The organism is Massilimicrobiota sp. SW1139 (assembly GCF_012027715.1).
Classification (GTDB): Bacteria; Bacillota_I; Bacilli_A; order Erysipelotrichales; family Coprobacillaceae; genus Allocoprobacillus; species Allocoprobacillus merdigallinarum.
The window spans coordinates 23,049-36,443 of the sequence record NZ_SJOR01000014.1 but is presented as its reverse complement, the minus strand read 5'-3'; the positions used below and the strand labels follow the sequence as shown (position 1 = coordinate 36,443).

Below are 13,395 nucleotides of genomic sequence, written 5' to 3'. Positions count from 1 at the left end.
ATTAAGAAGATATTAATCTTTTTTAGGTTGTCTAATAAAAAAGCGTAATAATTCTTTACCATGGAAAGGATACAAGGGATATAAATAAGAAACGCCAAAGGTTTTGATACGTGCTAAACTGATCCAAAAAATCAGATTAAACATAATAAATCCATAAATATTCAATAACATAACGGCGATAATCATCATGATTTTGATATATTTATTGGTCAGTGATAATTCATAATTAGGGGTTGCAAAACCACCTACGGTTCCAATCGCACAAAACATCAAAATATCTTCTGAAAAAAAGCCAAGCTGAATAGCAAATTCTCCAAGTAAGATAGCTGCAATTAATCCCATCGCATTAGACAATGATTGTGGCGTATGAACAGTCGCAATACGTAAGAGTTCAATAGATAATTCCATAATAAGAATCTGTATAAAAAAGGAATAATCCCATTGTAAAAAGGATGAACTTAAAGCAAAAATAGGAACAAGATATATGGATAAAAAAACTGCAATCATACGTATTAATCGTATAAATGTCCCAATCAATGGTGTCTGACGATGTTCTTCAACATGTTCTAAGATTTCAAAAAGAGTTGTTGGCAACATCACTATAGAAGAAGATGTATCACATATAATCGCAATATAACCATGTTGAATATGGGTTGCAACAATATCAGGTCTTTCACTATATCGCACTAAAGGAAAAGGGTTATATCCCTGATTCAATAAAACTTCTTCAATAGCACGATCAGTCATGATAAATTCTTGAGTTTGAACTTGAGAAATACGAGTTAAAAGTTGTTGTAAGACTTGTCGATCAACTTTATCTTCCAGATAAGCCACGGCAATATCAATGGGATTTTGCGTTCCCATTGTTGTTAAATGAAAACATAATTCAGGTGAACGAATACGACGACGAATCAACCCTGTATTATTTAAGATAGACTCATTAAAGCCATCCTTAGCTCCACGGACACTTTTTTCTGTTTCTGGTTCTTGAATAGCACGATTCGGAAAATTTTTGGTATCCATTAAATAGGTGATTTCACCATCAAATAAAGCACTATTACCACCAAGAACAGCTTTTTGAATTTTTTGAATCTGATTTGTAGAAACGATTTCAACATCTCCCATGTTGATACAGTTTTCTAAATCTTTTCCTTCTCTATTTTCAATACCTTCTACCAGTCGTGAAATCAAAACATCGTTAGATAAACTGGCTAAAAAATAAAGATGAACCAGTCTTCCTTTAAAATTTAAAATACGATGTTTCAAATCATAAGAATTATTCATGATTTCGGTTTAAAAAGAATAGCCACAAGGAATCCAAAGAGAATAGCTGCACTAATTCCAGCCGCTGTTAAATCAAACATTCCCATTGCAATACCAAAAACACCATACTCTTTGGTAGCTGCCATGGCTCCATGCATTAAAGAATGTCCAAAACTGGTAATAGGTATTAATGCTCCTGCATGAAAAATATCAACCAGACGATCATAAATATGGAAAAGATCTAAAAATGACCCTAAAACAACAAATAAACTGGTAATATGACCAGGTGTCAAACGACTATGATCATAAATAAGTTGAGCTATCAGACAAACAAAACCACTAAACAAAAAAGCCATGATATAATTCATTCTATCGCCTCCAAACTGATGGCATGAGCAATGCATGGAATACTTTCTTTTTGTGCACTCATCATTGGTGATAATAAGGCTCCTGTTGAAACAACTAGCACACGTTTTAATTTTTTGTCTTTAAGTTGTGGATATAATGAACCCATTGTCACCAAAGCACTACAGGCACAGCCACTGCCACCTTGAAAAACAGGCTGTGAAGATAAATCATATAACATGCATCCACAATCGTTATATCGCACAACATCCATTTTATGACGTTGCAGCATTTCTTTTAAAATCTGATGACCATACATAGATAAATCTCCTGTCACAACCAAATCATAATCATGAAAAGTGCGTTTTAAATCCTGAAAATGATTCATGAGAGTATCAAAGGCCGCTGGTGCCATGGCACGTCCCATATCATTAGCATCATTCTGCGAGTAATCTATGACACGTCCTAATGTGATAGCTTCAACTCTTACAGACTGTGGCTGATTGGTTAATAAAGTGGACACAGCTCCGGTCGCTGTAAAGGTTGTTGTGTCTTTTTTTTGGACACCATATTCAACAGGATAACGGTATTGTCTTTCAGCGGTTGCATTATGACTTGATACCATTGTCACAATTTTGTCTACATAGCCAGCATCTATCAACAAGCCAGCCATCGCCATGGACAAGGCAAAACCTGAACATGCGCCATATAATCCAACAAAGGGTTGAGGCAGTTCTCTTGCCAGATAGTTGACAGATGTAATCTGATTTAACAAATCACTTCCTAAATATAAATCAATATCTTTATATTTCAGTTTTTCTCTTTTCAAACAAATATCCAAGGCATCTCTTAACATTTTACGTTCGGCTTTTTCAAATGATTTTTCACCATAATGATAATCCTGTAAACTTTTATCAAAACAACTTCCTAATGGTCCTAAATATTCCAATGGTCCACAGACTGTTCCCGAAGAAGCAATATAGACATTTTCTAAAGTCACCGAATTACCCAAAAAGTGTAATGACATAACGAATCACTCCCAGCAGTGCTGAACTGACAATGCCATATGTAATGACAGTTCCTCCTAGCTTAAACATATTGCTGCCAATCCCCATAATCAATCCTTCACTTTGACTATCTAAAGCACATGATGTCATACTATTAGCAAAACCAGTAATGGGAATAAATGTCCCTGCTCCTGCTTTTTGAGCCAATTTATCATAAATACCTAATCCCGTTAACAAACAGCTTATAAAAACTAATGTAATAATCATCATAGGTGTTGCATCTTCTTGTTTAACATGATAAACATTCATAAAAAACTCTAAAACACCTTGTGCAATAGCACCAATGACACCTCCATACAAAAATGCATAAAACGCATTTTTCATCTTATGTCCAGTTGGTTTCAAAGATTCAGCCAACTGATCATATTCTTTACGATCCATTTTTCATCACCTCTTACATAGTGTTTACATTTTTTGACTTTTCAAACATGATTTTTTTTGTTGTACATATACTCTTCTTGAAAGGAAATGATGAATCATGAAAAAATTTTTAACGCGTATCTTTGAATACTTTTTTGAAGTGATTGAAGTTGATGAAGATGGACATGAAATCAAAAAACAACAAGAATCTTAATTCTTGTTGTCATTTTTCTAAACGTACCCATATTCTATTTAAAATAGGAATCAGAATATAACCGATAAAAATTTCAATTGGTAAAACTGCACATTCCTTAACAACTCTTATACATAGTGAGATTGTCCAAGGAATCTGATACATCATATCTAACCATAATGGTGTTAAACATAAAGTGGCAACCAATTCCGTAAGGACAACACATAAAACCCATGTTGAAAAGGTTTTGGCTTCCTGTGCATTAATTTTACGTTTTAAAAATGCAATCACTATCATAAATATCAATGATAACAACAGACAAATACTTATCAGTGTGATTTTATCTTGTGATTGAAGATGATACACTGTTTCAGAAATACTCACTGAATCAAGCTGTCCAATATAAATGGAAGCACCAATACCTAATACCAAAATCAGTCCAATCACAATGCGTAAAACATTTTGTGGGCTGATATTTTTTGAATGTTCATGAATCAATGACGGAATGACACTGACAAGAATTGTTCCTAAGGTAAATCCAAAGAATGGAAATCCTGTAGGCACTAAAATCAAACCAATCACATCGCTACACAAACCAACAATAAAGGCATAACTTGGTGATAAGAAATATCCCGCTAACATCAAGGGAATATATTCAAATCCAATTTTAAGACTTTCAGCTCCAAACAACGGAATCATAATAGCCAATCTTTTACAGATAGCTGTTAAGATAATAAAAATAGCTGCTATCACTAATTTCATGACATTTCCTTTTTCAAAAGGATAAAACTTAAATACATAAAAACCGAGTGCAATAATAATGATTGCAATAATAATTTGTTCCATAACATCATGCTACATATAACAAAATTTTCCTGCTTCATCCTCATTTCTAGTCCACAGGCGTTAATTCCGATCATAAGACCGTACATGCTTTGCTACTGACGTAGACTCCTCCTTCTTTTTTTATTTTTTTCTATCATACACGATTTATTCATTATTGACAATATTTCTTTCTTCTCCTTTTAAGAAGGCAAGTATATTTTCATAAACTTCATCTACGCATCTTTGTCTTGCTTCAATAGAACCCCAGGCAATATGTGGTGTGAAGATAACCTTATTCATATCTTGAATAGAATAAAGCACATCATCTTCTAATAATGGTTCATGTTCAAAGACATCTAAGCCAACTCCTGCTAAATGTCCTTCATTCAAGACTTTCACTAAAGCTTTTTCTTCTATAATACCACCACGTCCAACATTGATGAGATATGCCATTGGTTTCATTTTTCTTAAAGCTTCTTCATTAAATAAATAATGTGTCTTTTCATTTAATGGTGCATGAATACTAATAATATCTGATGTCTTTAACAAAGTATCAAAGTCAACCTGCTGATAATCGCTGGTTGCATTTTGACCACTTGTCGAATAATATTGAACTTTAGCACCCATAGCCTTTGCGATACCTGCGACTTGGCGACCTATATGACCTAATCCGACAATCCCCCAAGTCATAGAAGCAACATCATGGAAAACATCATCAAAATAACTAAAACACTGACTTTGACAATATGCTTTTGATTTAACAAAATGATCATATGTCACATTTTTCTCTACCAAATGCATCAATAAAGCTAACGTATGTTGAGCAACTGTCTTAGTCGAATAATCTTTTACATTAGCGACCTTAATGCCATGATCACGACAATATTCTAAATCAACATTATTCGTTCCTGTCGCAAATAAACAGATTAATTTCAAATGTTTTAAACCTTCCAGCACTTCCTTTGTCATTTCATTTTTATTTGTAATCACAATATCAGCACCTAAAATACGACCTTTAATTTCTGAAGGTTTTGTATCTTCATACATGGTCACTTGTCCTAAAGAAGCAATTTTTGACAAATCAACATCTTTTCCAACAGAAGCACTTTGTAAAACAACAATATGCGTATCTTCCTGTTTTAATAATGTCATAAAATCTTCTGGGGAAACATCCTGGAAAAGTTTTCCAAGCCAGATAGCTTCATTTAAATCTAAAATATCAGTTGGTAAAGCCACCCCACACATCACAGTATCTACAATTTCAAATTTTAAAATATGCTGAATCATTGCAACACCTAAAGCTTTAGATGTCATTGTTTTATCATCTTCAATTTTTTCTAAAAGATGTTGTTTAAAATGTTTTTCATTTTGTATACATTGATAGATACACTCCTGTAATGACGTATATGTTAAAACATGTTCTCTTATAAAATCATGATAAAGAAGTGGTAAAACAACATCATACAATTCTAATGGTACAGGTTTTCCAAACCCTTTTGTAAAATTATACAGTATAGCTGTTCCTAATTCTTCATCTTTCATGCGATCTACTAATTTCATGATTATTTCCTCCCTCAAATAAATAAACTTCTACTCTTTGTCTTTCAGCCTTAGCTTTATCATCATAAAAAATCATACAGATTTTCATTTTCTGTTCATGAATATTATATTTCATCACATTATAGGAAATATAACGGCTACGACTTTCTTTTAAGCCACCCGTAGCACTTCCTGCCCCAATATAATAACAATCATCTTCTTTTTTAAAAAAAGGTAAATGCTTATGGCCATGAAACACATAATGAATATGTCGTTTTTGTAGCCAATCAATTAATAATGGTGCATCAACCAGAACTTTTGAAGTTTCTATAATACGATTGATAAATGTTTTTTCATGCCATTTGGTTTTAATAAACTCTGCTTTATTAATGGGATAAACATGGTGATGCAACATCACTAATAATGTATATTCTTCTAAATGATCAATAGCTGACAATTCATCATCTATTTCATCAAGTTGTCTTTTTCCTACTTTTCCTCTCGCTAAGTTTCCTTCACTTGTTGTATCCATTTTAATAATAACGATTTTTTCCTGTTCTAAAACTTTGACATTTTCACCAAGCAGATAAGCAATCACTTTACTTTTTTGATTTCTAGCAAAATTAAAGCCATGAACAATCACATCATGATTTCCTAAAATAAAAGTCACATTCGCCTTATAACGCTTTTTAAGACTATTCATAAAATCATTGGCTAAATACATATTTTTACGATTAGGAGATTCCATCAAATCACCTGTTATCAAAATATTAACTGCCCATAAAGAAGGTAATCTTGGAATCAGTTCATCCAATGAAGCATAAAGACGCTCCAGTCCCTTTTGACGTTTATCTTTACCGAGATGCAAATCACTCAATTGAATGAAATAGGCATCATCCTGATACTGATTATAGACATCAAATAAGCAAATATGATTTTCAATATAGGATGTTAACTGCAAGAAATCTTTTTGATTATGTATCGGCGCAAATACCGCCTGTTGTCCTTTAAAAATTAAACATCCTGGCCACATATCAGCATGATTTAAAGCACAGAAAAAGGCTGGAAAAGGATCAAAGAAAGATAAATTATCACGTTGAAAATGTCCCGAAATCGTATAAAAATAAATATTTTCATACTCTGGAAAAGATGTCATTTGAAAAGAAGATTCATCAAATCCAGGCACATAAACAATGTGAATAGCATCCTGATATGTTTGAGCCATTGTTTCCATTTCACTAGAAAAAGGCTTATGCAAAATATGATCCACATCTTCAGCTTTCATAAAACGTGACAACAATGCATAATCATCCCTTGTGATAGAAGATAAAATATCACACGAAATATGGCGTTGGCAAAGCCATTGAACAAAACTTTGTATATAGTCATATGACATCAATAAATCACGCATATATGCTGATTCATTACGATAAACAATATTAAAAAAGGTATTGATAAAGAAGATTTCATTCACTGTCTTTTCACCTCATAATTTTATTATACTACAAATTGAAATAATTGAATATGAAAAAATATAACGGGAATCCCGTTATATTTTAGAATTTTAAGTTTCTTGGTGTTCTTGGGAATGGTTCAACATCTCTAATGTTTTGCATACCTGTCAAATACATTAAGAAACGGTCAAATCCTAGTCCAAATCCAGCATGTTTACATCCACCAAATCTTCTTAAATCCATATACCATTGAAGTCCTTCTTTAGACATTTGTTTTTCATCCATGATTTTTTCTAGAACTTCATATCTTTCTTCACGCTGACTTCCACCAACTAATTCCCCAATTCCTGGCACCAGCAAATCACATGCTGCAACAGTCTTGCCATCATCATTTAAACGCATATAGAAAGCTTTAATTTCTTTTGGGTAATCTGTTAAGAACACTGGTCCACCTACAATTTTTTCACAGATATAGCGTTCATGTTCACTATTGAGATCCATACCCCATTCAACTTTATTTTCAAACTTAACATCGGCCTGTTTTAAAATATCAATAGCTTCTGTATATGTCATACGTTTAAATTCACTATTTCTGACATGAGTAATTCTTTGAATACATTCTTTATCAATCATCTGTTCAAAGAACTTCATTTCTTCAGGTGCATTTTCTAAAACATAGTCAATACAGTATTTCACCATATCTTCAATTAAATCCATATCATCTTCTAGATCTGCAAAGGCAATTTCTGGTTCAATCATCCAGAATTCACTGGCATGACGTGATGTATTTGAATTTTCAGCTCTAAAAGCTGGTCCAAATGTATAAACATCTCTAAAAGCCATACAGAATGCTTCGACATGTAATTGTCCTGTTACAGTTAAAAATGCTTCTTTACCAAAGAAATCTTTATCAAATTCAGTATTATCAATAGTTGTTGCTCTAAACATTTCTCCAGCACCTTCACCATCATTACTTGTAATTATTGGTGTATGCACATAAACAAAACCTTGTGACTGGAAAAATTCATGAATAGCCATTGATAAAACACTTCTTAATCTAAAAATAGCGTAAAATGTATTGGCACGTGGACGAAGATGAGGAATTTCTCTCATATATTCAAAAGAATGTCTTTTCTTTTGAAGTGGAAAATCTTCATCACATGCACCTTCTACAACAACTTGTGTTGCTTCAATTTCAAAAGGCTGTTTAGCTTCAGGTGTGAGTTTTAATTTTCCTAAAACACGAATAGCACTTCCCGTACTGATATGTTTGATATCATCATAATTTGATAAAGTTTCCTGTAAATATACAATCTGGCAGTTTCTAAAATATGTTCCATCGTTTAAAGCAATAAAACCAACTTTTCCATTATCACGATTTGTACGTACCCATCCATCTAATTCAACATATTCTAAACCTTCAGTTTCAAAATCTTCCCCAGATAAAACCATTTCATACAATTCTCTGACTGTCATAAATTCAAACATGACTCTCTCTCCTCCTTTTTATAAAAAAAGCCGTTCCTAAAAGGAACGACTATAATATCGCGGTACCATCCTCATTCATATTCGTCATGAATATGCTCTCTTACCATAACGCTGTTTAGCGGGATAGTCTACTTACATTTCTCCTATCCGGTTCATTGAGTGTTCCATATTATAACAGTTTCTTTTGCTTACACCATCCAAAAGTCGCTATCAAACTTCACTATAATACGTTCTCAAATCATTACCTGTACATCTATTATTAACATCTTTCTCACAAAATTTCAATACTTTATTCATCATTGACATGCATTTTTAAAATCAATTCCTGAATAGCCACAACAACATCGACTGTCTGTACAACAACATCACTATGAACTGTAAAATGTGTATGCGTAAAATCTACAATTCCTTTAATGCCTAAATCCATTAAACGATCGACTGTTTCCTGAACATTTTCACTAATAGCCAATATCGCAATCTTGCAGCCTTGAGGAAATGTTTTTTCCAAATCATCAATATGATAAAGTTTAACCCCAAAGCGTTCTCCAACTTTATTTTGATCCAAATCATAACCACACACAATTTTTCCAACTGTATATTGCCAGCGATTATATTTTAAGATGGCACTTCCTAAGTTACCAACACCAATCAAAATAATAGATTCATCTAACCCTAAACCAAGAACATTATTAAGAATATTGATAATTTCCTTTGTATCATATCCGATACCACGTTTACCTAATGTTTCTTTGTGTGTCAAAAAACTAAAATCACGACGAATGGTTGTATCCAAGATTCCTGTTGCTTCAGATAATTCACTTGATAAAAAGTTGTTTTGCCCTTCATGTTGCATATTACGCAATGCCTTTAAATAAACGGGAAAACGTGACATTGTTGCTTTTGAAATTTTATGCTGTTTTTTTTCCATTAAGATTCACCAAGACTTTCCTCTTCTAAATCATATGACGGTTTGACCATTAAGTCAAGTGATGAAAATTTCTGATGTTCAAACATCACACGTGCTGCCGAAGCAATCATAGCTGCATTATCTGTGCAATAGCGCATTGGTGGAAATAAAACAGGTATCTCACTACGCTTTGTCAGTGCTTGTCTTAATCCCTGATTTGCACTGACTCCCCCAGCCACGATAATCTGTTTAACATGATAATCCTGAGCCGCTTTGATTGTTTTAGAAACCAGAACATCAACAGCAACTTCCTGAAAAGAACATGCTAAATCTTGAGGAATAATCTCTTCACCACGCTGTGATGCATTATGACAAAGATTAATCACTGCTGATTTTAAGCCACTAAAAGAAAAATTATAGCTTTCATCATTCATGGGTAATGGCAAAGCATAAGTATGTTTTCCTTCTTTGGCCATACGATCAATAACTGGTCCTCCTGGATAAGGTAAATGTAATACACGTCCAACCTTATCGTAAGCTTCTCCAATCGCATCATCTAAAGTCTGACCAATGACTTCAAATGAAAATTCATGTTTCATATAAACAAGTTCACTATGTCCACCACTGACAACTAGACACAAACATGGATATTGAATGTCTTCGACAAGTTCATTAGCATAAATATGTCCAGCAATATGATGTACACCAATCAATGGTTTATGATAAGCTAATGCCAATGTTTTGGCAGCCTGCATCCCAACATGTAAAGATCCTACCAGTCCAGGCCCTTTGGTAACGGCAATGGCATCTATATCCTGCATATTGATTTGGGCTTCATTTAAGGCTGTCTTTAAGACAGTCGATACACATTCAACGTGCATACGACTGGCAATTTCTGGAACAACTCCACCAAACATACGATGTGTATCAATTTGTGATGCGACAACATTGCATAAAAGTTCACGTTTATCCTTTAAAATTGCCACTGCCATTTCATCGCAACTCGATTCAATTGCTAAAATAAGACTCATGCTTTTCCCTCCATTTCTTTTGTCATTAAATAAGCATCTTCATGATTATCCTGATAATAATCTCGACGTATGGATTGAATATCAAATCCATTTTTTTGATAAAGCCTAGTCGCTTTTTGATTAGATTTTCGTACTTCTAAACTTATCGTGTTTACACCTGCATCCCTGGCATAAGATAAAGCAAATTCTAAAAGCTTTTGTCCATAACCTTGAGATTGTTCTTCTTTTTTTATCCCAATAGATGCAATTTGTGCCTGTTCATACATCACCCAAAGATCAACATATCCAATGATTTCCATTTCCTTTTTTAAAACAAAAATATGTGCAAATGGATTTTCTAACAATTCGTATTCAAAATCTTCTTTTGACCAAGGTGATGTCATTAAAGTGTGTTCTAACTGCATGAGCGTCTCAATTTCTTCTGACTGTAAAGCTTCTATAAGCATATTTTTTTAGCCTCAACATCTTTAAGATAACGTGGTACTAAAGCATCAACATTTTGCACTATTGATGTCTGCTTGGCTAATTCATGTAAATTTTTAGCCAAATCAACCGTATTAGGTTCATACCCCACAACTTCATTTTGTCCAACAACTTGAAAATCACTATAATCTTGCATAAATTGTGGAAACTGTTGAATATCTATCATTTGTTCTGGAATAACTGCCTGTCCATTTTCATAAGCACAGACAAAAACTTTTTGACTACGTGCATCAATCACAGATACACATTTTTGTAAACCTGCATAAGCTGCTAAAGAAGAAATAGCTTTGATATGTACTGAAGAAATAACACTTAATGTTTTCGCTATTGTTAAAGCAACTCTTTCTCCTGTATAAGAACCAGGTCCTAATGTAATGACCATTTCATCAATATCCAATAATTCCTTTTGATGTTTTTCTAATAATTTTTGAAGATAGGGAATTGCATTTTCTGATTGGCGTTTAGACCCCATTTCCTGAAGAGATGACAAACATTGATCATCTTCATATAAAGCAACCATTAAATATTGATTCGATGTATCCATTATAAGCTGTAACATATTTTCATCTCCTCCAATAATTGCTGATATTTTTCTCCATAAGGTACAAATGTCATTCGACGTGTCTGATCACTATTTTTTGTCATATGTATTTCTAATCTTTCTTGAGGTAATATATCTTGAATATACATTGGCCATTCAATAACACAAACACCATCATTTTCAAACATTTCTTCAAATCCTAATTCTTCATTTTCACCTTCTAAACGATAAGCATCAAAATGATATAAAGGCCATCTTCCCTGATATTCCTTCACAATCGTAAAAGTTGGTGAATTAATAATCTTTTTAACACCTAGACCTTTTCCAATTCCTTTTGTAAATGTTGTTTTACCAACACCTAAATCTCCTTCTAATGTAATCACAGCATTAGGAAATAAGTGTTTAGCAAGTTCTTCTCCAAAATCAATCATATCTTGTTCATTTTGAAAATCCACGATGATCTCTCCTTTTTTTATAATTTCCACTTTGATAATAATGATACCAATGTTGTGCAAAACCAGGTCTAAAAGGTCCTGCCATATTCATAGCCATCTCAATCAGCTGATCTAGCTGCTGATATAATATCTCATCTAGTTCTTGACCATAATTCATCATCATTTTATGTTGCTGGTATTCTTCTTCATCTAATATTTTATATTTATAATCTGGAAAAACCTTTAAATCTAAATCATAATCAATGTATTTTAAAGCTTCTCCATCATACAATGTTGGTGATGCAATATTACAATAAAAATGCACCCCTGTTTTACGAATCATACAAATGACATTATACCATTTTCGCTTAGGGAAATAACAAATAGCTGGTTCTCTTGTATACCATTTACGTCCATCTGATTCCGTAACAAGCGTTCTATTATTCACCACAATAAAATGATATGGTGTTTCTTCTAAAACAAGTCCTTTATCCCAACAGCGATGAATGCTTCCATCATGTTTATAACAATGAATAAGGATATTTTGACCAACAAATGTCTTATTCATAATCAATAACCTCTTTCTATAACAGAAATATTATACACAAGTTATACTCTTTTTTAAAGCAAATTTACTATTTTCTATATAGTAAAAAAATCTCTCAATACTGAGAGATTACATAAACGCTCTTTTTAAACGAGGATATAACAATGGAACAACAATCATACATAATATAAGTGTTGGTGCAACATAGATAATATTATATCCTAATGAATAAACAATTGGATTCATACCTTCTGGTGCATAACTTGCAAACAAGAAAGCGCCTGAAGCAAAATGAGATAAGTATTTTAAAAACATGACAAAAACAATACCCCAGCAAATAGGAAGGTTTCCAATTTTTTGTGTTTTCATCAAAGGTGTTAATCCACATACTGCAAGTGGTAATACATAATCAAGTAAAACTGACCATGGTCCATAGTAAGTTGCTAAACCTAAGACAAACTGTAAAATAGATACCCCTATTCCACAAATGACACCATATCCAGCTCCCATTAAATAACCACATAACATGATGGCAATGACATCAACAGAGATGGTTCCTCCCTGTGGTAAAGAAGGAATAATTTCATTCACATAGCTCAAAATCAGTGTAATAGCCATAAACATTGCAAGCTGACACATACTTTTGACTGTGAAATCAACTTTTAAAATTTTTTTCATAATTCGATCCCCTTTCATTGAAGCCAACAAATAAAAAAGACTTTTCTACCCACGTAAAAAAGTCACAAAAATCATTATTTGCACTCTCTACGCTGGCATTACCCAGTTCAGATCATAAGGGACAAGGTGAAAACCTTTCTCAGCAAATGCGCCCCTGGCTCATATCTATTATATTCTTTTTTAGAAAAAATACAAATATTTTTTACAAAACATTTTTTCCTAGTTTTTTTATAAATAAAT

The 13,395-nt window shown here is 33.0% G+C and carries 15 protein-coding genes, 1 riboswitch and 1 other annotated feature; all 15 genes read right to left on the bottom strand.

Going from position 1 to position 13,395, the window contains the following annotated elements:
- Window positions 1–12: 12 nt before the first annotated feature.
- Window positions 13–1,284, bottom strand: coding sequence for a spore germination protein (locus tag E0K96_RS08485; protein ID WP_168082528.1), 1,272 nt, complete (start codon window positions 1,282–1,284; stop codon window positions 13–15).
- On the bottom strand, window positions 1,281–1,631 hold the full coding sequence (gene spoVAE / locus E0K96_RS08480; RefSeq protein ID WP_087297148.1) for a stage V sporulation protein AE: 351 nt from the start codon (window positions 1,629–1,631) through the stop codon (window positions 1,281–1,283). Before spoVAE ends, E0K96_RS08485 begins: the two co-directional genes overlap by 4 nt.
- Entirely contained in the window at window positions 1,628–2,635 is a 1,008-nt protein-coding gene (gene spoVAD / locus E0K96_RS08475; RefSeq protein ID WP_087243181.1) for a stage V sporulation protein AD, read from the bottom strand. Before spoVAD ends, spoVAE begins: the two co-directional genes overlap by 4 nt.
- On the bottom strand, window positions 2,613–3,056 hold the full coding sequence (gene spoVAC / locus E0K96_RS08470; protein ID WP_087243180.1) for a stage V sporulation protein AC: 444 nt from the start codon (window positions 3,054–3,056) through the stop codon (window positions 2,613–2,615). The genes spoVAD and spoVAC overlap by 23 nt, the downstream gene beginning before the upstream one ends.
- Window positions 3,057–3,258: 202 nt before the next feature.
- Entirely contained in the window at window positions 3,259–4,074 is an 816-nt protein-coding gene (locus E0K96_RS08465; protein WP_168082526.1) for a folate family ECF transporter S component, read from the bottom strand.
- A gap of 144 nt (window positions 4,075–4,218) precedes the next feature.
- Window positions 4,219–5,613: a D-2-hydroxyacid dehydrogenase gene (locus E0K96_RS08460; RefSeq protein ID WP_168082524.1), complete on the bottom strand. Its 1,395-nt coding sequence runs from the start codon at window positions 5,611–5,613 to the stop codon at window positions 4,219–4,221.
- Complete coding sequence (locus E0K96_RS08455) at window positions 5,585–7,066, bottom strand: metallophosphoesterase family protein (protein ID WP_168082522.1); 1,482 nt, start codon at window positions 7,064–7,066, stop codon at window positions 5,585–5,587. Before E0K96_RS08455 ends, E0K96_RS08460 begins: the two co-directional genes overlap by 29 nt.
- 82 nt (window positions 7,067–7,148) lie before the next feature.
- Window positions 7,149–8,534 carry an asparagine--tRNA ligase gene (asnS, locus tag E0K96_RS08450; RefSeq protein ID WP_087243176.1) on the bottom strand — a complete coding sequence of 462 codons (1,386 nt, stop codon included), beginning with the start codon at window positions 8,532–8,534 and terminating at the stop codon, window positions 7,149–7,151.
- 38 nt (window positions 8,535–8,572) lie between these two features.
- Window positions 8,573–8,785: a binding site (T-box leader), on the bottom strand.
- 38 nt (window positions 8,786–8,823) lie between these two features.
- Window positions 8,824–9,462, bottom strand: coding sequence for a redox-sensing transcriptional repressor Rex (locus E0K96_RS08445; RefSeq protein WP_087297153.1), 639 nt, complete (start codon window positions 9,460–9,462; stop codon window positions 8,824–8,826).
- On the bottom strand, window positions 9,462–10,472 hold the full coding sequence (gene tsaD, locus E0K96_RS08440; protein ID WP_087243174.1) for a tRNA (adenosine(37)-N6)-threonylcarbamoyltransferase complex transferase subunit TsaD: 1,011 nt from the start codon (window positions 10,470–10,472) through the stop codon (window positions 9,462–9,464). Before tsaD ends, E0K96_RS08445 begins: the two co-directional genes overlap by 1 nt.
- A complete protein-coding gene (gene rimI / locus E0K96_RS08435) occupies window positions 10,469–10,918 on the bottom strand; it encodes a ribosomal protein S18-alanine N-acetyltransferase (protein ID WP_168082520.1) in 450 nt (149 codons plus the stop codon). Before rimI ends, tsaD begins: the two co-directional genes overlap by 4 nt.
- The gene (tsaB, locus tag E0K96_RS08430; RefSeq protein WP_087243172.1) at window positions 10,909–11,514 is read right to left on the bottom strand and encodes a tRNA (adenosine(37)-N6)-threonylcarbamoyltransferase complex dimerization subunit type 1 TsaB; all 606 of its coding nucleotides are present in this window, start codon (window positions 11,512–11,514) and stop codon (window positions 10,909–10,911) included. The genes rimI and tsaB overlap by 10 nt, the downstream gene beginning before the upstream one ends.
- Window positions 11,499–11,927: a tRNA (adenosine(37)-N6)-threonylcarbamoyltransferase complex ATPase subunit type 1 TsaE gene (gene tsaE, locus E0K96_RS08425; protein ID WP_206080666.1), complete on the bottom strand. Its 429-nt coding sequence runs from the start codon at window positions 11,925–11,927 to the stop codon at window positions 11,499–11,501. Before tsaE ends, tsaB begins: the two co-directional genes overlap by 16 nt.
- Window positions 11,928–11,934: 7 nt before the next feature.
- On the bottom strand, window positions 11,935–12,498 hold the full coding sequence (locus tag E0K96_RS08420; protein WP_087243171.1) for a DUF402 domain-containing protein: 564 nt from the start codon (window positions 12,496–12,498) through the stop codon (window positions 11,935–11,937).
- Between the two features lie 108 nt (window positions 12,499–12,606).
- Entirely contained in the window at window positions 12,607–13,155 is a 549-nt protein-coding gene (locus E0K96_RS08415; RefSeq protein WP_158093962.1) for an energy-coupled thiamine transporter ThiT, read from the bottom strand.
- A gap of 66 nt (window positions 13,156–13,221) precedes the next feature.
- A riboswitch (TPP riboswitch) is annotated at window positions 13,222–13,321 on the bottom strand.
- Between the last annotated feature and the right edge of the window lie 74 nt (window positions 13,322–13,395).